The 22,030-nt window shown below is 42.2% G+C and carries 19 protein-coding genes; 10 read left to right on the forward strand and 9 right to left on the reverse strand.

The window, feature by feature from the left end:
• Positions 1–33 precede the first annotated feature (33 nt).
• Positions 34–3,093 carry an efflux RND transporter permease subunit gene (locus tag NRI27_RS10855; protein ID WP_371390702.1) on the reverse strand — a complete coding sequence of 1,020 codons (3,060 nt, stop codon included), beginning with the start codon at positions 3,091–3,093 and terminating at the stop codon, positions 34–36.
• A 158-nt stretch (positions 3,094–3,251) separates the two neighbouring features.
• Here NRI27_RS10855 and NRI27_RS10860 point away from each other — a divergent pair, with 158 nt between their 5' ends.
• The 3 genes from NRI27_RS10860 to NRI27_RS10870 all read left to right on the forward strand — a co-directional run bounded on the left by NRI27_RS10860 (position 3,252) and on the right by NRI27_RS10870 (position 5,282).
• Positions 3,252–3,623 (forward strand): VOC family protein, encoded by a 372-nt coding sequence (locus NRI27_RS10860; protein ID WP_371390703.1) that lies wholly within the window; start codon positions 3,252–3,254, stop codon positions 3,621–3,623.
• Positions 3,624–3,653: 30 nt separating this feature from the next.
• The gene (locus NRI27_RS10865; protein ID WP_371390704.1) at positions 3,654–3,881 is read left to right on the forward strand and encodes a hypothetical protein; all 228 of its coding nucleotides are present in this window, start codon (positions 3,654–3,656) and stop codon (positions 3,879–3,881) included.
• A 276-nt stretch (positions 3,882–4,157) separates the two neighbouring features.
• Positions 4,158–5,282 (forward strand): hypothetical protein, encoded by a 1,125-nt coding sequence (locus NRI27_RS10870; RefSeq protein WP_371390705.1) that lies wholly within the window; start codon positions 4,158–4,160, stop codon positions 5,280–5,282.
• 355 nt (positions 5,283–5,637) lie between these two features.
• On the opposite strand, the gene NRI27_RS10875 is transcribed toward NRI27_RS10870, so the two are convergent.
• The 3 genes from NRI27_RS10875 to NRI27_RS10885 are packed head-to-tail and all read right to left on the reverse strand — an operon-like array spanning position 5,638 to position 9,690.
• Positions 5,638–6,054, reverse strand: a complete 417-nt coding sequence (locus NRI27_RS10875; protein ID WP_371390706.1) for a hypothetical protein — start codon at positions 6,052–6,054, stop codon at positions 5,638–5,640.
• 22 nt (positions 6,055–6,076) lie between these two features.
• Positions 6,077–6,508, reverse strand: a complete 432-nt coding sequence (locus tag NRI27_RS10880) for a hypothetical protein (protein WP_371390708.1) — start codon at positions 6,506–6,508, stop codon at positions 6,077–6,079.
• A gap of 44 nt (positions 6,509–6,552) precedes the next feature.
• Positions 6,553–9,690 (reverse strand): DEAD/DEAH box helicase, encoded by a 3,138-nt coding sequence (locus NRI27_RS10885; RefSeq protein ID WP_483316078.1) that lies wholly within the window; start codon positions 9,688–9,690, stop codon positions 6,553–6,555.
• A gap of 688 nt (positions 9,691–10,378) precedes the next feature.
• On the opposite strand from NRI27_RS10885, the gene NRI27_RS10890 reads away from it, so the two are divergent.
• From NRI27_RS10890 to NRI27_RS10905, 4 genes are read left to right on the forward strand one after another with little or no spacing between them, the layout of a single operon-like run.
• Entirely contained in the window at positions 10,379–11,320 is a 942-nt protein-coding gene (locus NRI27_RS10890) for a metal ABC transporter solute-binding protein, Zn/Mn family (protein WP_371390709.1), read from the forward strand.
• Positions 11,320–12,048, forward strand: a complete 729-nt coding sequence (locus NRI27_RS10895; protein WP_317943346.1) for a metal ABC transporter ATP-binding protein — start codon at positions 11,320–11,322, stop codon at positions 12,046–12,048. Before NRI27_RS10890 ends, NRI27_RS10895 begins: the two co-directional genes overlap by 1 nt.
• Positions 12,049–12,051: 3 nt before the next feature.
• The gene (locus NRI27_RS10900; RefSeq protein ID WP_317943344.1) at positions 12,052–12,969 is read left to right on the forward strand and encodes a metal ABC transporter permease; all 918 of its coding nucleotides are present in this window, start codon (positions 12,052–12,054) and stop codon (positions 12,967–12,969) included.
• Entirely contained in the window at positions 12,966–13,844 is an 879-nt protein-coding gene (locus tag NRI27_RS10905) for a metal ABC transporter permease (RefSeq protein WP_371390710.1), read from the forward strand. Before NRI27_RS10900 ends, NRI27_RS10905 begins: the two co-directional genes overlap by 4 nt.
• A gap of 219 nt (positions 13,845–14,063) precedes the next feature.
• Here the strand turns inward: NRI27_RS10905 and NRI27_RS10910 are convergent, their stop codons facing one another.
• On the reverse strand, positions 14,064–14,621 hold the full coding sequence (locus tag NRI27_RS10910; RefSeq protein ID WP_371390711.1) for a GNAT family N-acetyltransferase: 558 nt from the start codon (positions 14,619–14,621) through the stop codon (positions 14,064–14,066).
• Positions 14,622–15,094: 473 nt separating this feature from the next.
• Between NRI27_RS10910 and NRI27_RS10915 the strand changes: the two genes are divergently transcribed.
• Positions 15,095–16,054 carry a hypothetical protein gene (locus NRI27_RS10915; protein WP_317943336.1) on the forward strand — a complete coding sequence of 320 codons (960 nt, stop codon included), beginning with the start codon at positions 15,095–15,097 and terminating at the stop codon, positions 16,052–16,054.
• Positions 16,055–16,118: 64 nt separating this feature from the next.
• On the opposite strand, the gene NRI27_RS10920 is transcribed toward NRI27_RS10915, so the two are convergent.
• On the reverse strand, positions 16,119–16,295 hold the full coding sequence (locus NRI27_RS10920; protein ID WP_317943334.1) for a hypothetical protein: 177 nt from the start codon (positions 16,293–16,295) through the stop codon (positions 16,119–16,121).
• 53 nt (positions 16,296–16,348) lie between these two features.
• Complete coding sequence (locus NRI27_RS10925; RefSeq protein WP_371390712.1) at positions 16,349–17,926, reverse strand: sensor domain-containing diguanylate cyclase; 1,578 nt, start codon at positions 17,924–17,926, stop codon at positions 16,349–16,351.
• Between the two features lie 208 nt (positions 17,927–18,134).
• Between NRI27_RS10925 and guaC the strand changes: the two genes are divergently transcribed.
• Together guaC and NRI27_RS10935 are read left to right on the forward strand one after the other, a co-directional pair.
• The gene (guaC, locus tag NRI27_RS10930) at positions 18,135–19,118 is read left to right on the forward strand and encodes a GMP reductase (RefSeq protein ID WP_317943331.1); all 984 of its coding nucleotides are present in this window, start codon (positions 18,135–18,137) and stop codon (positions 19,116–19,118) included.
• 125 nt (positions 19,119–19,243) lie between these two features.
• Positions 19,244–21,169: a DUF2207 domain-containing protein gene (locus NRI27_RS10935; RefSeq protein ID WP_371390713.1), complete on the forward strand. Its 1,926-nt coding sequence runs from the start codon at positions 19,244–19,246 to the stop codon at positions 21,167–21,169.
• 49 nt (positions 21,170–21,218) lie between these two features.
• On the opposite strand, the gene NRI27_RS10940 is transcribed toward NRI27_RS10935, so the two are convergent.
• Positions 21,219–21,695: a hypothetical protein gene (locus NRI27_RS10940; RefSeq protein ID WP_371390714.1), complete on the reverse strand. Its 477-nt coding sequence runs from the start codon at positions 21,693–21,695 to the stop codon at positions 21,219–21,221.
• Positions 21,696–21,715: 20 nt separating this feature from the next.
• Positions 21,716–22,030 (reverse strand): hypothetical protein, encoded by a 315-nt coding sequence (locus NRI27_RS10945; RefSeq protein ID WP_371390715.1) that lies wholly within the window; start codon positions 22,028–22,030, stop codon positions 21,716–21,718.

Below are 22,030 nucleotides of genomic sequence, written 5' to 3' on the forward strand. Positions count from 1 at the left end.
AAGAGGTTGCGTCAAAGGCGTCCTTTTTCATGATTATTTTGAACCGGACATTTCAAGTTTCGGCTTTCGAATTGCCACACGCCTTCTTGCTTTTAACGATTCACGTACTTTATCCGATTTCGAGAACAAACGATAGACAGCCGGGATCAGCAATAGCGTGATGAACGTTGCAAACAGCAAACCGGAAATCAACACGGTTGCCAAAGGTGCTTGATAATTCCCGGAGACTCCAGAAGCCAATGCTAACGGCAACATCCCACCGACCGTCGTAAGTGTTGTCATGAAAATCGGTCGGATTCTATGTCTCCCCGCCTCTACGAGCGCTTCTTCTAGACGCATCCCTTCGTTGCGTAATTGGTTCGTTCGGTCAATCAATAGAATTGCGTTGTTCAACACGATGCCGATTAGCATAATGATTCCCATGCCAGACAACAGATTCAGTTCCATTTGTGTGACATACAAACCAACAATCACTCCGATAATCGCCATCGGAATAACGGACATAACGAGTATTGGGTGACCAAGATGATTGAATTGAACCGCCATGACAAAATAGACGAGGAACAAGGCAATCGCTAGCACAAAAATCATTTCCAGTAGTAATTGTTGTTGTTGTTCAATATCGCCGGCCACGTCGATTGCATATCCTGTCGGCACAGTAAATTCGTCAATGATTTTTTGCACGTCTCGATTGATGCCTCCCAAATCACGACCTTCCATGTCTGCAGAAACGACGACATATCGCTCGCCCGCGTCATGCGTGATGACATTTGGTGTTTGAACTGTTTCTAATTGAATGAATGTAGACAACGCTTTGTCTCCATTGTGTGTTGGAATCATCGCATTCAGCAGTGTTTCTTCTGTATCCGTTATGGCCGCCCAACTAACCGTAAGAGGAACCTTCTTGCCTTGAATCACAACATCTCCAACCGGCCTATTCATAAATGTTTCTTCAACGAAATGCTTGACGGAAGCTTGCGTCAATCCTGCCTCGTCCATTGCCTGTTGGTTTACGACAATCTGTTTTTGCTCAGTCGTTCGTTCCATCGAATTAGTTACACCTACTACACCATCGACTGTCTTCAGTTTGTTCGCAAACTCCTTGCTCAGTGAACGCAACTCATCAAAATCTTCCCCTTTAATGAGCACTTGTACAGGAGAACCACTAGCACCATCCGTCATACTTTGTACCGATTTAATCGGTTTCGTCTGTTGAAGTTCGCGTAACGACCTCATAATTTCTTCATTTACGACTTTTTGTTCTTGCTGAATGGCGTTCCCTTTCGTCATGTTGATAATCGCTACTAAGTAGCTGCCACTATCCAGTACATAATTGGACTCCACATCTTTAATACGAGCGAGCTTGTCATTCATCAATATAGAAAGTTGTTCTTTCTCGTGTGCATCAACCCCTTGTTCAAGTTCGACAACGACTTCACTATACCGATTGAACATATCCGGCATAACGGACATCGGTATTTTATTGACCAAAAACAAGGAACCGACGAATAGGGCGATAAATAAGACGATAACGGATGCACTTCGTCGACGCTTCTGAACGATCCATGCAATCATCGCACTATAACGAGAAACAACTTTTCCTTTTTTCTTCGTGTCCACCGTTTTTCGATAACGTAAAAATTTCTCAGACAATGCAGGAATTAATGTAAAGCCAATAACAACTGAGCTCATTAATGTAATGGCAACGACAATGGATAAAATAATCATGAATTGACCAAGGTCCCCACCGATAAAACCGATTGGTAAGAACACAACAATGGTCGTTAGCATGGAAGCAATTACAGCCCCCGCTACTTCTTTTGTTCCAACGAGAGCAGCATCCAAAGGATTAAGTCCTAATTCCCTTTGCCGGTAGATTGATTCCAAGATGACAATTGAAGAGTCAACCATCATCCCAATGCCAAGGCCGAGCCCGATGAGGGTTAATAAATTCAGACTATATCCTAAACCATATACGGTTAAAAATGTGAGCAGCACTGACGTTGGAATTGCCACACCAATGATCAACGTCGCTCGCACATTGCGAAGGAATAACAGTAAGATGGCGATTGCTACGATACTACCGATAAGAATGTTCCCAGTTACGCCGTTAATGGATTCTTCCACAAAGTCTGCCTGTGCGACCATTTCATTCAACGTGAAAACACTGACCAATCCTTCATCCCTGATTTGTTGGATTTCTGCTCGGACTGCATTTGCCATATCGATTTGATTGACACGATTGGCACGCCCTACTTGCACAAATACTAAATCTTTCGTCCCGTTTTTCCAAACAAACGCAGAGCTTTCCATTGGAGCAAGTGAAACAGTGGCGATTTCCTCTAACGGGACAGATCCACTAGCTGTAGGAATTTCAATTTGCTTTACAGATTGCAAATCTTCCAATTTCGTCGTCCATCGCAATATGGATGTTGCTTGCCCATTGTGCAACTCCCCGATTGTCGTTTCGGAATTCGCTTGCGCAATGAAACCCATTACTTGTGTGCTGTCTAAACCGTTCTTTACAAGTTCATCACGTTTTAACTTAACGGTCACTTCTTGTTCCAGCACACCTGACAAATGAACATCTCGAACTTCTTTCAACGCCTCTAGCCTCGGTTCAAGTACTTCCTTTGCAAAGGTGGTCATCTCTTCTATGTCACCGCCGGAAATATCCATGTAAAATTCATATCCTTGCCGCACACCGTATTGACCGGACACGACTTCACGAATCGCTGGATGTTGTGTCTGTATCGAATTTGCAGCACGTTCAATTTCCTTGAATAATTCTTCTCCACGGCCCCGCGCGACGATTACATCGACAGTACTGCTCCCGATCGTCGTAGTTGACTTCACCTCTTCAACGCCATCGATTGCTTGAAGCTTTTGTTCCAACGGCGTTGTGATGAAACGCTCCACATCAATAGCCGCCATATCCCCTGCGTCGACAGATACATATGCACCGTCCATACCAACTGATGGCATAAGTTCCTTGTCTAACTTGATGACAGCGAAACACCCCAATGCAACAATCAACACTGTCAGTAAACCGATTAACACCTTTTTCTTAATAATAAATTCTATACCTTTCACGACTACACCCCTTTCACACTACCATTAGCATAGCAACGATTCCCATTATGTATAACAATCCCCAGCCGCATTTTCTCTCAGCCTTGCGATGTAGTTAGGAGAATTTAAGGGAAAGTGATATACTTTGATTAATCTGAAATATTTTGGAGGGATAGGAATTGGGGAACATTACAAAAATCGGACAAGTCAGTGTACCTGTAAAAGATCTTGAACGCTCGGTCAATTTTTACAAGGAGCTACTAGGGCTGGATCTTTTATTCCAAACCGACTCGATGGCTTTTTTCGATTGCCACGGCTTGCGCTTGTTAGTAAGTTTGCCAGAGAAAGAAGACTTTGCTCATGCGAGTTCGGTGTTTTATTTTCACGTGGAACATATTCAAGAAGCCTATGAATCCTTCAAAGCGAAAGGTGTCGTCTTTATCGATGAGCCACATATGGTCGCTAAAATGGGCCAAACCGAGACGTGGATGGTGTTCTTTGAAGACACGGAAGGCAATACGCATGCATTAATGAGTGAAGTACAAGTCTGATAGAGGAATACATGATTAGGAGGTGTTCGCATGGGCAGATGTACGATTGATCATTCGGTGGAAGATGTAGTGCGCAAATTAAACGAACAGCAGGCTTTCATTCCAAAAGAGATCTATGAAGACGGGATGCGCTTTCTAGACGGAACAGTCGAACAAGACACGCTCAATGAGGTATTTCACTTGCTGAAGAAATATGATTTAGTGGAAGCGGATGAGCGTGAACGTAGAAATGAAGAACTACGGAAAATCGTTAGGTAAGTAAAAAAGTGGAGAAAGGCACACCCTCTCCACTTCCTTATACAGTTTCAGGCAACGCGTTTTTTCGTCCTACTAACAAAGCGAATGCAATGAAAGTGACTATGACAACATCCATTAGTAACAAATACATATGGCTGTAACCCGTTGTTGTGGCGATATTTCTTAAAAAGTACGGGCCGAATCCAAATCCAGAAGTTTATTAAATATCGAAGTTGATACAATGATTATTGCCTGTAATCCTTTCAATTCAATCGTCATAACATGGAGGTTATTAAAGTGCATCCAAGTGTCAATGAAATTGCCAAAGTAATGAAGAATACTAATCTCCCAAACTATTGGCCAGGTTTTGAGCCTGTTGCCTACGCTTTGTATAATAAAGAAAATGTGTATCTATTTAATCATCCAAAGTTCCCCTCACAAAAAGATGGCTATGTAACACTCCCATGGACAGAGCAATTCATAGCGGATACGTTAATTTTGTTCGAAGAAACGCCTACTGCAATTGTCAATATAGATCGATATGAAGAATTTGCAGACCTTTACGCCATTCTCATCCACGAGTTATTTCATGGATACCAATATATAAAAGACGAAAAACGTTTTCCTGACGAAATGAAAGGAATTACCTATCCCCTTTCTCCTGAAAATGTGGAACTACGGAATGCAGAGAGGGCGAGTCTCTATGCTGCGCTACTAGCAACTGATTTGAAAGAGAAGACCGAACATCTACAGCAGTTTATTGCGCTACGGGAACAAAGAGCTTTGCTCATCGGCGATTACCTTCACTACGAATATCACATTGAAACGATCGAAGGGCCTGCATGGTACGTAGAAGTGAAAGCATATGCCGATAAATCCACCCTTGCATATGATGAAATTGTTCAGAAATACGGGAAATCTCTATTAGAAATCAAAGAGTCTACTCTCCATTTACGTAGAAGTTGTTACAGCACAGGTTTGTTTATGTGCCTATTATTAGATGAACTCTCACCTAATTGGCAAGACAGCTTTATGGAATCCAGTTTGACGCTTTATCCGTTTTTCAGGCAATGTATTAATATTGAACAAATTTCGTTAGATGCACTTTTGATTAGCAATGAAACGCTTGAGGTGATTCAGTACATAAACGAATGTAAGGAAAATGAGTTTGAACAGTTCAAGTTAGCAAAGGGCTATCATCTATCCATACATGGCCCCATGACGTTTAAAATGATTGACCCGATGAATATCGTCTTTAGCGAACAAAGATTGTTGCACACTAACTATATTGCACTCCTGATAAACGGCCAGGAAAATCTCTTTCAACAGCCGGTCATAACACAGTTCAAGGAGACGATACGATCGATTCACACCATCCAACTTTTTTACCTGAAAAGCCAATTGTACAGAATAACTTATTGATTATTGAGGGAGTTGGTGAGATCGACGGAGTGTTTGACGAGGAAAATGGTGTTTTTCATCTACTTTCTCATTAACCTCAATTATCTCGATTGCACTTCGACCCACTAGGTAAAAGATCACTTTTTGGTGATATCTTTTGTTATACGATCGATAACTTTGTGTATTCAATCGATAACTCGTCCTATTCAATCGAATACATTGTGAACTCAATCGATAACGCTGTCTTCGCAGAAGATTTTCGGTTGTAATCGTCATGTGAAAAAAACCGCCTCAGTCAACTTTTCGACTGGGGCGGTTGTTCATTTAAAATAGTTCCTTATACGCTAGCGTCTTTACGACTGCAGCGGTTTTTCAATTAATGAACAGCTCTATAAGTGATTCTAAGATTCCTTCCTCTTAGCATTAGTACAACCCCTAAAGCTGTCAGCACCATAAAAACAACAGAAAAACTCCACAAAGTTAACACGTCAATATATTCAGCGTCAAGAGTATAATAGGTCCTCATGACACTTGCTAAGAATAGTAACATGAGAGTCCCTATTGTAAAAGTGACGAGTTTAACATAGTTCTTCGAGAAAACAATCATGGACAATAGCATAAGGGTCGTCAAAACAAGTAACACGATATAGAATTTTGCTTCTCCCTCACTATAGGCAATTGGTATATCCGCTGTAATAAGCAGCCGGAAAAACACCGTGAACATGAAAAGAAAAATAGCGAACCACGTACTAATTACAAACAATACGATATTCCCTATACTTGTCTTCATCATACCATGCACCCCTTACATGACGTCATCTTTCACTAAACAATTCCTTATACGCTAGCGCCTTTAACGCAAGCATTTCTTCTTCGGTGAGTTTGCTTTCGATTTTATTAAAAAGTGCCTGCTGTTCTTCGGGGGTCATGCCTTGCCTTGCTTGAATTTGGATGTCGTTAATTTCACTGAGGTCAAACTTTTTCAGCAAAACGCGGGTCGCTTCCTCTTTCGTCTGGAAAGGAAGTTTCGTTGGATCTGCGTTTTTCCCTTCTTCAATGAATGCGCGTAACTGAGGATCATTTTGGATTTCACGTTTGATGTTTTCCAGTTCACCGCTGGCATCTAGTTCCGCTGCCACTTGGCCCATCACTTCGTCAGCAATAAATTTCGTGCCAAAATGATAGACTGCAAATCCAATTGCGACAACGATGACAACTGCGCCAAACAACACTTTTAACGCTTTCATTTCAATCACTCCTTCCCTGTCAGTTTCATCCATTAAAATAACTCTTATACAATATGACCCTCATCTATCCGCAATAGTTCCCGAATATCCTCTTCCGTCAACGCATTTATCGCCGAATCATCAGCGTCAATCACTTCTCCTATCAAATTCCGCTTCTTCTCTTGCAGCTCATTCATCTTCTCCTCAATTGTTCCACGTGCAACAAGTTTAATCACTTGTACAACTTGCTGTTGGCCGATACGGTGCGCACGATCCGCCGCTTGTTCCTCAACTGCAGGGTTCCACCACAAATCATATAAAATGACCGTGTCGGCTCCCGTCAAGTTTAGCCCCGTTCCACCGGCTTTCAATGAAATTAAAAACAAGTCCCGCTCCCCTGCATTAAACCGGTTGCAGAACGCCAACCGTTCGTCTGCAGGTGTCTCGCCATCCAGATAAAAAAATGGCGTCCCGTTCATCGCTAAATCTCTTCCGATAATTCCAAGCATCTTGGTAAATTGCGAGAAGATCAATACCCTTCTCCCCGCTCGCTTCGACTCTTCAATTAATTGCTTCAACTGTTCAAACTTTGCTGAGCTACCTGCATAACCGTCTACAAACAATGCCGGGTGGCAACAGATTTGACGCAACCGCGTGAGACCAGCCAATATACGAATTTTATTCTTCCGTATTGTATCCTTATCCAAATGCTTCAACGTATCATGCCGCAACTTTGCTAAATAGGCCGCATACAGCTCTTTCTGTTCCGGTAACAGTTCCGAGGATGCCATTGACTCGATTTTCCCCGGAAGTTCAATGAGCACATCTTCTTTCATTCGACGTAACAGAAACGGTCGGATACGCCGTGCGATTGTTTTCTGTGAGAGTTCACTATATTCCCGTAACCCCATGAACAATTCCGGAAACACAACGTGGAATATTGCCCACAACTCTTCCAATGAATTCTCGATTGGGGTGCCCGTCAACGCAAACCGATGATCGGCCACTATTTTTTTCACTGCCCGCGCTGTCTGTGTATAGGGATTTTTAAACGCCTGCGCCTCGTCAAAGAACACCGCATGGAAATGCTGTTTCTCAAACCACTGAACATCACGACGAAGTAACGGATAAGAAGTGATTACCACATCTTGACCGCCTATTTCACGTTGGCGCATAACCCGCTCCTTCTTCGATCCATCGAGTACACATGCCTGTATGTCCGGCGCAAATTTCGCCAATTCACTTAACCAGTTATACGTGACAGAAGACGGACAAACGATCAGTACCGGTGTACTTCCTTTACGGATGACCGCTAGCTCCGACACAATGAACGCAATGCTTTGCACCGTTTTGCCAAGCCCCATATCATCCGCAAGTACGCCCCCGAGCCCATAACTAGCAAGCGTCTTCAGCCATTTAAACCCTTCTTTTTGGTAATCGCGTAAAACGGACGCCAACTGTTGGGGTACGTCAATTTCCAAGCTCGCTGGGTTACGGAGACGCTCAAAGAATCGGCGAGCCGATTCTTCCATCGTAATCATTCCATCGTCTTCTGCCGCATCCAAAAAGCGAAGCCCTTGAACGACTGGAACGGTTAACCCTTTTTCCAACGCATCCAAGTCGCCAGGCACTTCATTCAGAAAACGTTGAATCTCTTCAAATTCCTTTGTTTCCAACGACAGCAATGCGCCATCCTTCAGGCGATAATATTTCCTTTTTTCCTCCAACGCTTCTAAGATGCCTCGAATTTGGTTGTCCGGTATACCATCCATTGTAAATTTAAATTCTAGCCAATTTGTCCGCTCTTCCTGCGTCTTCACGCGGATGCGTGGACGGGCGTTCCCTCTGAACACTCGGTTTCGAATGGCTGTTGTCGCATACACGCGGACAAGCTTTTGAAGTTTTGGAAGAATACGATGCAGAAATTCATATTCCAATTCCTCGTTTTGCAACCAATACCCTTCATCTGTTTGCGCAAATGCTCCCTCATCCATTAGCTGAAGAATCGTTTTCTCTTTTTCCAAATCACGAACGAGCATCGAACCAGCCGGTAATTGCTGGTCAACTAACGGATTGATGACAAGATGATCATAGTGAAATTCCAAACTCGCAAGCAGGCGATTATGGACTCGATCCACATACAACTTTGCTTGTAACGGCGATTGCACAAGTTCGTCTTTTACCGTTTCATCAAGATACACTTCGCCGATTTTCCGCAAGCCAGGAACGACCTTTTCGAGAAAAAAGCCGATTTGTTCATTTGCAATCGGAATGTTGTTCGTACCCGATGATTGCACCATTTGTTGCAGATCTGCCAAACGTTTGCAGTCTTCGTCTTGGACTAAATAGAGGCGATTAGCATACATTACGGTTCGATATTGTTGGAAAACCTGAACTTCTTGCAACCCTTCAATTTTCAGGAAATGTCCTTTTCCTTCTCTTTTTCCAAATGAAAATTGGATTGGTAAATTCCCTTTGATGAACGGCAGCCCGTTAACGCAAGACGCACTTTGAAAGAGGGGAACGAGCTTGTCCCAAGTCGTTGGTGAAATGGTAACTGTTCCTATGTCACTGCCCTTAACAAGTTCAATAGATTGTTGTTTTCCTTGAATAAGTTGCTGTAAAATGCCATCCGCTTCCCTTGTAAAACAGTGACTACGAGGATCATAAAAACAGTTTGCAGACAGTTGCAAAATTCGTCCTTCATGTACATATTTCAAAAATTGCCCAACATTTTTTATCGCATGCCCATCGACCTGGATTGCAATGCCAAGCATATCCTTCCCTCTCCCTACAGGCACTGGTTGTACAGTAAACGTGAGCGCTAAAACTTTTCGATTTTCAAAATGAAGCTGATGGCCACTTGACCTCGGGCGTTCATTAAAAAGAGAGAGAAACCCGTCAGACAAGGCCCCGTCATCAGTTGTTTGTTCAATGATCGCTAACAAAACAGCTGCGATATGCTGACACTTATGCGGATAAAAAGGCAGCGTCGGACAACTACAGGTAGTTTCTAAACTACCTGTTTCTTCACAACGAACAGTGACATGGAAGTTTTCAGTACCTGCCACAACCGCTTCGCATTGCACAGAATCCATCTGTTCAATCTTCACCTTACCTGCACGGTTATACGCTTCTCCTCGCTTCAATGAGGCAGTTCCACACATCTCCTCGATTTGCTTCCGTGAAATAGCTGTGAGCACGTTACTTCCCCTCCCTGTCCTTTGCTTTCATTATACCGAATACGCGTTCTTTTCCCAACTCTTCACGATAGAAAATGCTCAGCTTCCTCGCATCTCAACGTAAAACGGTCGTATCGCAATAATCAGCTGACGTATCACAACTTAAACGGTTCTCAACGCAATCCTTGACTATCGATTTAGAATAATTCAGTAAATTAATTGTCAACTACGTATAAATTGTAAAAAACCGCAAACTACTATCCACATAGTAAAGATGGTGTCAGTCGCACAAACCGCTAAATCGTTACTTGCCGTCTATGTTTATACTGCAGGCACAAGGAGGTAAATAACAGATAGATGCGCTCATGGCTTCGACAAAGTGCGGAATTGCGCCTTCTAACAGGCAAATGCAAATTATTGTGCAAAGCTATTGACAACCCTATTAATGTTTATTATCTTTAAGTAACAGATAAAGTTTCCCTCGAGAAACTTTCACTCGTTTCTTAAAATAACATTAGCAAATTAACCGCCGTAGTCGTTCAACTTATCACCAAGATTACATAACGAACATATAGTAAATGCAATTACGTTTTATGTGCGATGGCATTTTTTAAAATAGGATATAGGGATTTTGATTTTTTTTACACATTTTGTTGCACGAGGGAAACACTCAAAATTGATAGATATCTACTTTAGGAGGAAATGAGAAATGAAAAAGAGATTTACCCAATTGTTTTTGTTTACTCTACTATCGTCTTTGTTGCTATTAGGGGCATGTGCAGAGACGAAATCTGATGCAGACAAGGATGGCAAAGTGCACATCGTTACGACAATTGCACAAATTGCTGAACCAATGTCAATTATCGGCGGCGAGCATGTCGTTGTGGAAAGCTTGATGGGACCAGGCGTGGACCCTCACTTGTATAAAGCAACACAAGGCGATATTGCGAAACTTGAAGGTAGCGATATCGTGTTATATAGTGGTTTAAACTTGGAAGGAAATATGACAGAAGCATTCGAGAAAATTGGCGCAAAGAAACCTGTTAATGGTATTTCAGAGTCCATTCCTAAAGATCAGCTTCTGCAAGATGAAGATGGTGCAATTGATCCACACGTATGGTTTGATATCGATTTGTGGAAAATTTCATTAGATACAGCTACTGAAGAATTAAAGAAATTCGCACCTGACCATGCAGAAGAATTTGATGCGAATAAAGAAAAATACTTTGCTGAATTAGATGCTTTATTAGCGGAATCTAAAGATAAACTCACACAAATTCCTGATGAAAAACGTGTTCTCGTTACAGCACATGATGCGTTTGGTTACTTTGGTCGTGCTTATGATATGACAGTTGTTGGACTACAAGGACTCAGTACTGAAGATGAAATTGGTATTTCTGATATCGACGACACGATTTCCATTTTAATGGATTATAAAATTCCTGCTGTTTTTGTCGAGAGTAGTATTAATCAAAACTCCATCAAAGCGGTTATCCAAGGTGCTGAAAAGAAAGGCCTGAGTGTTAAACTAGGTGGCGAACTCTATTCAGATGCGATGGGTGACGCAGGAACAGAAGAAGGAACGTATATTGGTATGTACAAACATAATGTTAAAACGATTTTTGATTCACTTTCTGAGGAGGCTAAATAATGTCTGTCTTAAAGGTCGATAACTTATCGGCTTCATATAGAAAAAACAAAGTATTATATGATGTAAATTTTGATGTGAAACCTGGTTCGCTTACGGGGATTGTCGGGCCCAATGGTGCTGGTAAGTCGACGTTATTAAAAGTCATGTTGGAATTACATCCGAAGCTATCCGGAAATGTATCTTTTTTCGGGTCAACGCTTGCTAAAACGAAAACAAAAGTTGGTTATGTACCGCAACGTGGATCGGTCGACTGGGATTTCCCGACGAATGCATTGGACGTTGTATTAATGGGACTGTACGGAAAAATCGGTTGGTTTAAGTGGCCCAATAAAAAAGACAAAGACTTAGCGATGCAGTCGTTGGAAAAAATGGGGATGGCAGACTATGCAGACCGACAAATTAGTCAGTTGTCTGGTGGACAGCAACAACGGGTTTTCTTGGCTCGTGCGCTCGTTCAAAATGCGGACCTCTATTTCATGGATGAACCACTTGTCGGCGTCGATGCTGCTACTGAAACTGCTATTATGGCAACGTTGAAACAACTAAAAGCCGATGGAAAAACAGTGATGGTTGTTCACCACGATTTATTAACTGTTGAAGATTACTTTGACCATGTCATGCTGTTAAATAAAACAATCATTGATTACGGGAAAACGGAAGACGTATTTACAAAAGAACAGGTACAACGAACATATGGCGGATCGTTACGCTGGATGAAGGAGGCGTAAAGCATGCTGGACGTTTTCTTATCACCAAACGCACAATGGGTTCTCTTCAGCACATTAATTTTAGGAACAGCATCCGGTATGATTGGTTGTCTCGCTTACTGGAAACGCCAAAGTCTTATGAGTGACGCGTTATCCCATGCTGCTTTGCCCGGGGTCGTCATCGCCTTTTCGCTATTAGGGTATAAGAACTTGCCGGTCATGATTCTTGGTGCAGCAATCAGTTCCTTTATTGGTGCATGGCTCATTCAATGGATACGTTCGTCCAGTAGGGTGAAGGAAGATGCAGCGATGGGCATTATCCTATCTGTGTTTTTCGGATTAGGCGTCATGCTCCTTACAGTCGTCAGTCGACATGGCGGTGGCAATCAAGCCGGACTTGATAATTTCATATTTGGGCAAGCAGCATCCATGGTCCGTACCGATGTGTATACAATGCTAATTGTCGCGATCCTTCTTATAGTAGTTGTTATCGTCGGCTTTAAAGAATGGAAACTGTTTTTGTTTGACCCTAATTTTGCAAAAGGGCTTGGCTTATCCACCCGTTTCATGAACGGTGTCTATTTGGCAATGCTCGTACTTGTCATTGTTATTGGTATTCAAGCAGTAGGTGTTATCCTGATGGCTGCTCTACTAATCATACCAGCCGTCAGTGCCCATTACTGGACGCATTCCTTTAAACGGATGCTCATCCTCTCAGCGATTTTCGGAGGGTGTTCCGGTATGGTTGGTACGTTAATTAGTACGATGGGCAAAGGCTGGCCAACAGGTCCATTCATCGTCATTGCATCAGCTGGCATTTTCATTATTTCCATGGTGTTCGGTGCACAACGCGGGTTATTAATTCGTGCGATTCAATTCAAAATGCAACGTAAATACCATCAAGCAACAGTGGAGCACACAGTGAAGGAGGAATTACAATGAGTTATGAAGGTTGGATCCTCCTGACCGCTTCATTGGTCGGTCTTTCCTGTGGCATCATGGGTACTTTCCTTATTCTCAGAAGAGTGGCCATGATGGCAGACGCAATCAGCCATACAGTATTACTCGGAATCGTCACAGCGTATTTAATTACACGTGAATTAAGCGGTATGCACATGCTTGTCGGTGCAATCATTGCTGGTTTATTGACAGCTGTTTTAGTGCAATGGCTCCATTCACTGGGAGTCCAGCAAGACGCTTCCATCGGTGTCGTTTTTACAACACTATTTGCTGTTGGTGTCATTTTAATTGCAACGAAAGTCGGAAATGTGCATTTAGACGTACAGCACGCACTTATGGGAGAGATTACGTTCGTTCCTTGGAACACAATCACTTTGCCTTTGTTGGGTGAAGTTCCACAAGCGACGTTCATACTATTCATCGTCCTTGTTGTCGTGCTCATCATGATTTTGGCGTTTTACAAAGAATGGAAAATCACAACATTCGATGCGGCACTCGCTGCCAGCATCGGAATTCCAGTGCTGTTCATGCACTATTTGTTTATGACACTCGTTTCCATTACAACGGTCGCTTCCTTTGACGCGGTCGGCGCAATCATGGTTGTCGCCATGCTCATTACACCTGCGTCCGCTGCCTATTTATGGACAGATCGCCTCTCCATCATGCTCGTTTTAAGCGCATTGTTTGGCGTCTTGTCTGCAATTAGCGGCTACTACATCGCCCTTTGGATCGACACATCCATATCAGGATCCATGGCATTCGCAACAGGAATTCTATTCCTCGCAAGCTTCATCGGCTCACCGAAACACGGCTTGCTTTCCCGCTATGCCCGCCCTTTCACAGTGGCGAAAGAATAACTGAACCAAAAGAGGCAACGACTAGCAAATCGCTAGCGCTGCCTCTTTTTTAATTAGTCATTCTCAGCATAACTCTTCAAAACGGCGCATAAGTTCCGCAAACGCGGCATACTTTCCCCAATCGCCGCATAAACTCCTCAAACGCGGCATAACCCAGCAAAACGCCGCATACTCTCCCCAATCGCCGCATCCCTCTAACGGAATACGACTGTTTATATTTCATCTTTCAACAACATACTCATCTTTCAACAACGCATACATATACACATCATCAAACAATCCATTCGTTCTCTCATATTTCCGTAATAGTCCCTCTTGCAGAAAACCAAGCTTCTCAAAAAGTTTCTGCGAAGCAATATTCTCTGGTTCAATGAGCGCTTGCATCCGCATAAGGTCTAGATACGTAAATCCATATTGTATGACAGCTGCCAAAGCTTCCGTCATCAATCCACTTCGCCAATAATCCTTGGAAAGCTCCAATCCCACTTCCGTCCGGGCATGTCGACTTGAATACTCAAGGAACCCGCAACTTCCAATGACTTCATCCGTCCCTTTCAACGTAATCCCCCAACGAATGCCCGTCCCTTCGTCAAAAATGCGACGATACCAATCAATCTCCTCTATCGCTTCACGCACTTCAACCATCGGCACCATGCCATAATACTTCATCACTTCAGGGTCTGAAAGATAATGAAACACACTTCCAGCATCCTCTTCCTTCACTTCCCGCAACACTAACCGTTCCGTTTCTAACCTCGGAAAAACCTTCCCCGTCATCTTCCTTCCCCCTCACCGCTGCCATCCTTTTCGCCGCGCAGTATAATTGTAATTGTTTTCATTTGAATCGCAAACAAGCAACAAGGACCAGCTCTTTCATAGAAACGTTGACATACTTCCGCAAACTAGTCCGCTTCACACTATACAAAACGGAATACCTTCGCCTGCGTCCATTCCAAACACGTGCAGTAATTAGAAAATTGCTCGTTCTATACATTTATTATACTACGGTTAGAAGTTTACTAACTTAACGATCCATACTACTCACATCTATACAAGTATCACAAGCTAATTACTTCGCATCGAAATACAAGACGACACTTAATTAATAAAATCCTAAATAACCCTTCAATGGTATCAGTTCCCTTAGTAAACGATGAGAGAATTCTTATCAATCTCTCATTTTTTTCACAGAGTTCTTTAAAAAAGGGAGCGTAAGATGAAATCATACCAAAACAAAGGAGAGGAAAAACATGAACAAATTTTTCGCAACTACATTGAGCGCAGTACTATTAACAACTGGTGGCATTGGAGCAGCAAACGTTCTTCACCCGGACAAAGTAGAGGCAGCACAAGCGAAATATGAATCTTCCTACTCAAACTACGGATCGAATTACCAATTGAACATTGCAGCTGAAGCATTAACGCAACTTCCTGAGTATGCTACAGTTGCATCAAAAATTAACATGGACGGCTTAACAGCTAAAGTAACTGAAGACAACACGAACAAACGAATTATCGTATTTAGCAAGGCAAATGGACAAGGTCAATACAAATCCATCTTTGTCAAAGCGACAGAAAGCTTGAAAATTGTTGACTTCCGTGGCGGTCAAATTTTCTACGGTACAATTTCAACTGAAGATGCGACTCCAGAAAAACCGGCACAACCTGAAGAGAAACCTGCAACAGATGCGATTAGCGCACTTCCTGAGTATGCAACGCTTGCTTCTGTTGTCAATGTAGACAACTACAAACTTCAAGTCGTTGAAGACAATACAAACAAAAGAGTAATCACTTTATCAGATGACTTTGGTCGCCTACAATACAAATCAATTTTTGTTAAAAACACAAACAGCTTGAAAGTCATTGATACAAGAGGCGGACAAATCTTCTACGGTGTCGTTTCATCTGAAACAAACACAACCGCTTCACCAGCACCTGAAAAAGCAACTGCAGTAAAAGCGGAAGCGACAGCAAAAACAACGGCAACTTCAAGCAATAGCACTCTTCCCGAGTATGCAACACTTGCTTCTGTTGTCGATGTGAACAGCTTTAACCTACAAGTTGTTGAGGATAATTACAATAAACGCATCGTTCTACTAAAAGATGCAAACGGTCGTCCACACTACAAGTCCATCTTTGTTAAACGCACAAACCACTTGAAAGTAATTGACTTAAAAGGCGGCTTACTCTTTAACGGTACAGTACGCTAACCTTTGAAAAAAAGCACGTTATCAACGGAGAAACTCCGGGATAACGTGCTTTTTATTCGTATCATTACAGCTGCTGATAGTCTTTCATGAATCGGCCGCTCTCTTTCACTTCGGCATGGTACAAAGCTTTAAGTGCAAAACTCTTTTCCAAGTCGTGCTCTTTCATAATTTGCTTCAGACGTTGCGTCAGTTCAGGTGTATTTTTAACGAGCATTTCCATCTTCGGTTTCGAATATTGCATGACGGGCTCCTCCTTGTACCTTTTTGCTCAGTTTACCATAACATGCATCATTTTTATGCATTGGCGTTTTTGTGATTTTGACTAATTATTGTACGGTTACGTCCCGAGCGCTTCGCTTCATAAAGGCTCTCATCCGCCGCTTCCAATATCACTTTAGGATGTGTTCCATTATGCGGAGATGTCGCAATTCCTAATGAGACGGTTACGACTTCACCGCAAGGACTGACCGTATTTTCCATTTTCTTACGCAATCTTTCAGCTACTTGGAATGCAATTTCTTCTGTTGCTTCCGGTAAGACAATTACAAATTCCTCGCCTCCAAAACGGCAGCAACGATCTTGTTCCCTCGTCACATCTTGCATAACCTTAGCTAGAAATTTTAACACATCATCACCAACCGCATGTCCGTACGTATCATTTACACGCTTGAAACGGTCAATATCCAAAATTACAACCGCGTAAGCTTTTTCCTGGTCAGTCAGCTCTTTTAAGAACTCATCCATTGCTCGACGATTCCATAGCTTCGTCAATGGATCGGTCGTCGATTGGTGAAGATAGAAGTTCACTCTGTCTTGGAAGAAATTCATACTGTAGTGTAACGCTTTTTTTAATTGAATAGCTTCATAATACCACGTTCGAATTGTTGAGATTTTCTTTTCCTGATTGCTTTCCGTACTCGACTCGGCGTAAGTGGCCAACTTTTGGAGTGGGAGCGCAATCTGTTTTGAGAAATACCAAATGATTAAGATGGAGATGAATAAAAACGGTAATGCTTTGACAATCATCTCTTTCATCATATTATTGACGGGCACTAAAGTGGCTTCTGTCGATCGTTGCGTAACAATGCCCCACTCTGCATTCGGAAGATAGGCATATCCGGCTAACATATCAATCTCTTTTGAGTTTGTCAGGCGCATTGCCCCACTATTTCCCTTTAGTAAATCTTGAATAACGGGATTTTCAGGCGCAAAATCATTTATACGCTCTTTATCTTGGTGATAAATGATTCGACCCGTTTTGTCCACTACATAGACATACGAACCATCTTGATAGAAATGTTCACCAAGCACTTCTTGCAAAATGTTCTCCTCTTTTAAGTAAATTGTTCCACCAATCATCCCTAAATAGTTGTTGTTATCATCAAAAACAGGATGCGAAATGAAAATGATCAAGCGGCCCGTTAGAGCAATATACGGTTCAGAAATGTATGGTTTTTTCGCTTCTAATGCTTGCATGCCGCCTTTAGACGTGAGCATTTTCCCCCTCAATTCCAATGTTTGTGGAGAGGTCGCCAAAATCTCCCCGCCCTTTTCAACTATGGCAATGGAGTTAAACGTATTCGTCTGGTTCTTCACACGATCAGCTTCCGGGATTAAAAAGCTATCCGCCTCTTCCTTCCGCATATGCGGCGCAAGCGTTTTTGCACTTACTTCCAATGTTTGCAGTGTCATTTCCAAATAAGACTCTGTCGTACTGGAGAGCTTTTCAGCATACGCTCGATTCGTCTCCAATGTATTGTCGATTAGTGATTGCTTTTGGACCCGATAGCCTGATGTAATACTACTTACTAATGTAAGAACCAACGACAACATCGCAACCCCAAGAATCAAGTATTTTAACGATAGTCTCATAAACAGAACCTATCTCCTTCAATGATTAATTTACACACTCTTTCCATGATACCATTTAGTTTCCTACTACGCAGTACGATTTGCGACAAGAGTTTGTATATTTTCCTTTAAAACGGTTGACGTTTATTGAAATATCTTGTACATTACTAAAGTACGAACATTAATTATAAATAAGCGATTAATATTCGCCTTTTAGGAGTGTGTACAAATGGATACAGTTTTTGATTATGAAGATATTCAATTAATTCCTGCCAAATGTATCGTTACAAGTCGTTCAGAGTGTGATACGTCTGTCACGTTAGGTAAACATAAATTTGTTCTTCCAGTCGTTCCTGCAAATATGCAAACAATTATTGATGAAAAAATTGCAGTGCAATTAGCTGAAAACGGTTACTTTTATATTATGCATCGCTTCGATCCTGAAAAACGTGTCGATTTCATTAAAGACATGCAAGGTCGTGGGTTGATTGCTTCAATCAGCGTCGGTGTAAAAGAAGAGGAGTATGGTTTTGTTGAGCAACTGGCTGCAGACCAACTCGTTCCAGATTACATTACAATCGATATTGCGCATGGTCATTCAAACGCGGTCATCAGCATGATTCAACATATTAAAAAGCATTTACCTGAGTCATTTGTTATTGCTGGTAACGTCGGTACACCTGAAGCCGTTCGTGAACTTGAAAATGCAGGTGCAGATGCAACGAAAGTCGGTATCGGACCTGGTAAAGTATGCATTACAAAAATTAAAACAGGCTTCGGTACAGGTGGATGGCAACTTGCTGCAGTCCGCTGGTGTGCGCGAGCAGCGACAAAGCCGATCATTGCAGACGGCGGGATTCGTACGAACGGAGACATTGCGAAATCTGTACGTTTTGGTGCTTCCATGGTCATGATCGGATCACTATTTGCCGGCCACGAAGAGTCACCTGGTCAAACAGTTGAGAAAGATGGCAATGTGTACAAAGAGTATTTTGGTTCCGCTTCAGAGTTCCAAAAAGGTGAAAAGAAGAACGTCGAAGGTAAGAAAATGTATGTAGAATACAAAGGAAAGCTTCAAGATACGTTGACAGAGATGCAGCAAGATCTACAATCATCGATTTCGTATGCAGGAGGCACGACGTTAGAGGCGATTCGTAAAGTTGACTACGTCGTTGTGAAAAACTCCATTTTTAATGGCGATAAAGTGTATTAATATAAAAAGGACTGGCTACCCATTGCTGGTCCTTTTTCTTATTTCAAAAAACAATGAAACTATAAAATGATTTCTTCGTAGAGTAAAGTAATAGAATCGTTAACACACAGTGAGGAGGGGTTCCTTTGCGAAGTCTTCGTTTTCTACTTTGCATGCTACTCTTATCCATTGCATTCCCTGTTCATCACGCGCAAGCGAAATCATTTTCGATAGATGACGTGCAAATTCAGGCGTATGTTATGGATAACGGAGATTTATATGTCGAAGAACTTTACACATACAATTTTTCGGGCACGTATAACGGAACCACGCGAATAATCGGTGACGACAATCATAAAGGTGTTAAATACTTTGAAGGGTATCTTGCACCAATGGATACGAACCTTTCTCAATATGATAACAGTACCTTTACACGGTTGGAAGTGGAGCGGGAAGGACGTACATTTAAGATTCATACACCTTCTGAGAATGAAAAGAAGAAAGTGTTCTATCGGTATTTGATTCGCGGTGCTGCACAAAAATATAGTGATACAGGGCAATTGTATTGGCGCTTTTTTGATGAGTTGAACGAGACAGATTTGCACAATGTTCGTTTACGCCTCATTTTATCCGGCGATAAAGATGCGACGTTAGCCGGGGAGGCGTATTTGCATAGTACAGCAGGAGAGTTGAAGAAATCGATGGACTACGGTTTCCTCTACACAGCAGACCTATTGGAAGCGTATGAAACATTGGAAATTCGTTTTCTTTTCCCTGAAACCTTTCTGCAAAATGCGCCTTATGATGAAGATAAAGCGATGTTAGCGGAGTTTGAGGAAGAGGAAGCTGCTTATGTAAAATGGCTAGAAAAAAAAGAATTTGCAATGCCTACAGTGGAACTTATTAATATCATCTTATTTTTCAGCACCATCCTATTATTCATTGTCACGATTTTATATCCTCGACGGTTAATAAGACTTTTCACCTCTACGCCTCGGCTTCGACAATTGGAAGACATTGATCCGTTTCTTTTAGGGTTAATAGAACGAAAAGGAAAAATTGAACCGAACGCCATTTCGGCTGCGTTATTGAGACTGCGGCAAAAAGGAATTGTCATTATGGAAAAAGTGCCTGCGAATGCGGTCTATCGCAGTGATGAGAATGCGCCAGACTACACGTTTCGCTTTACGTTAGTGAAACAACTTAGTACGTTAAGTGAATTTGAACAGGACTTGATCGATTGGTTATTCGAACGGAATGCTGCAGGAGACATCTGTTTTTCACTGGATCAGTTCCCTTACATGTCGAAACAACAACGCGAGCAACATTGGCGATTGGAAAGTGAATATGCACAGCAGTCTAAACGATTGACGAAACGATTTAAGAAATGGAAGGAAATCGTGCGGAAAGATCCTGAAGTGAAACAGTATTGTGTCCTCAATCCAATACGCAAATGGCTCGTTCGCATCGGAATCCCTCTATGGATTGTAGTTGCCATCTTGAACATATGGATGACGACCGCAGACATACAAGACGTTGTCGTGATGACCATCCTTTTGTGGTTTGCGTACGTGTTATTATTGTTTAATTTATCTTGGCGTGCCGCTTTGCCCATATTTTTCGCATTTTGCTTCATATGGACTTGGGAACGTTCCATGGAAGGCTTCTATAGTTTGTTCACAATGAGTTCAGTTCTGTTTTTTGTGGCTGGCTTGCTGTTACCCCTCATGGATATAAAAAAGAAAGCTGCACCTTATTACAAGGCGGCGAAAGCGTTCAAAAAAGCCATACGATCTGGGTCGTTTGATCGTTTAAACGGTCTCTCTGAAGAGAAATGGCAAGCGCATGCAATTGCCCTTCGTCTCTTTGTTCCATTACGGTTGAAATATGAAAAAACAATTCCTGAAAACTTGGCTTCATTGCCACCATTGACGATCCGTTTCACAGAAATGTTGACGTCGTTCCACTATACACATCGGGTCTATTACTCACACATGTCATCTTCTAGTTCGGGCGGTGGATCTGGAAGTAGCAGCGGATCTGGTGGCGGAGGTGGAGCCGGAGCCTTTTAATTGCATACAAACAGCCATCTATCGCGAAGATTTCGATAGATGGCTGTTCTCATTTCGTACGTTGAATCGTGAAAGGATACTCAACGATTTCCCCTTGCTGCAGCTCGACAGTTGGATGGGCGATGCCTGGTTCGCCATCATCAGGGATAGCAAGTATGAAAAATTCATCTTCTACAAGATGTTCCACTTGGACAGCGGACGTTTTTACATGCACTTTCGCAACCTCACTATTTTGCACAGCTCCTAGGATGTAATCAAATCCTCCAATTGTAAACAAGCTATAGTCGAAGTAGACACCTGTATGGTTTTGGTAGAGTGAGGAATGCGTAGTCTTCTTGGTCGTCAAGAATTTCTTTTCTTTTACTACAGGAGCATACAAATTACCTTCTTGGTAGATTTCCAATGTGACGTTATCTGTAATCTTGAACGTTCGGACTGGTTCTTCTTGTGCTCCATAACGGACTAGAAAACTGCTGAATGCAATAAGGAAAAAGAGTATGAGGCCAACCTTTTGCCAACCTTTCATGATACACCTCCCTCGAATTGTTACTCGATTGTTAACTCCACATTCATATCCAGATCACTCATCTTATAAAAGTTTACGAGTCTTCTTTCTAGTGAAGCACGACATTCCTCCGCAAGTTCATCAGGAATCGCTTTCTGATACAGTAGTTCAATGCCACAAAAGCAATCCTCCACAGGATTTAGCGCAACGCCTTCCCCACCTTCTCCTTTACTCCCGACGAACAGTGCACTTGTCATAGCCACTATGTTCATCGTCGCGACTTGTAAGATCTTTTGGTTTTGCTCATCCAATGTAGAAGTGTTGTCATACACTTTGACTCGAATTATCTGTTTCAA

The sequence above is a fragment of the Sporosarcina sp. OR05 genome (assembly GCF_041414805.1).
Classification (GTDB): domain Bacteria; phylum Bacillota; class Bacilli; order Bacillales_A; family Planococcaceae; genus Sporosarcina; species Sporosarcina saromensis.

Coding starts and splice junctions, on each gene's coding strand:
- NRI27_RS10865 (WP_371390704.1), top strand. CDS start 3,654: ATGGGCAGATGTACGATTGATCATTCGGTGGAAGATGTAGTGCGCAAA.
- NRI27_RS10905 (WP_371390710.1), top strand. CDS start 12,966: ATGAGTTATGAAGGTTGGATCCTCCTGACCGCTTCATTGGTCGGTCTT.
- NRI27_RS10940 (WP_371390714.1), bottom strand. CDS start 21,695: ATGAAAGGTTGGCAAAAGGTTGGCCTCATACTCTTTTTCCTTATTGCA.
- NRI27_RS10915 (WP_317943336.1), top strand. CDS start 15,095: ATGAACAAATTTTTCGCAACTACATTGAGCGCAGTACTATTAACAACT.
- guaC (WP_317943331.1), top strand. CDS start 18,135: ATGGATACAGTTTTTGATTATGAAGATATTCAATTAATTCCTGCCAAA.
- NRI27_RS10900 (WP_317943344.1), top strand. CDS start 12,052: ATGCTGGACGTTTTCTTATCACCAAACGCACAATGGGTTCTCTTCAGC.
- NRI27_RS10895 (WP_317943346.1), top strand. CDS start 11,320: ATGTCTGTCTTAAAGGTCGATAACTTATCGGCTTCATATAGAAAAAAC.
- NRI27_RS10880 (WP_371390708.1), bottom strand. CDS start 6,508: ATGAAAGCGTTAAAAGTGTTGTTTGGCGCAGTTGTCATCGTTGTCGCA.
- NRI27_RS10920 (WP_317943334.1), bottom strand. CDS start 16,295: ATGCAATATTCGAAACCGAAGATGGAAATGCTCGTTAAAAATACACCT.
- NRI27_RS10910 (WP_371390711.1), bottom strand. CDS start 14,621: ATGACGGGGAAGGTTTTTCCGAGGTTAGAAACGGAACGGTTAGTGTTG.
- NRI27_RS10925 (WP_371390712.1), bottom strand. CDS start 17,926: ATGAGACTATCGTTAAAATACTTGATTCTTGGGGTTGCGATGTTGTCG.
- NRI27_RS10875 (WP_371390706.1), bottom strand. CDS start 6,054: ATGATGAAGACAAGTATAGGGAATATCGTATTGTTTGTAATTAGTACG.
- NRI27_RS10890 (WP_371390709.1), top strand. CDS start 10,379: ATGAAAAAGAGATTTACCCAATTGTTTTTGTTTACTCTACTATCGTCT.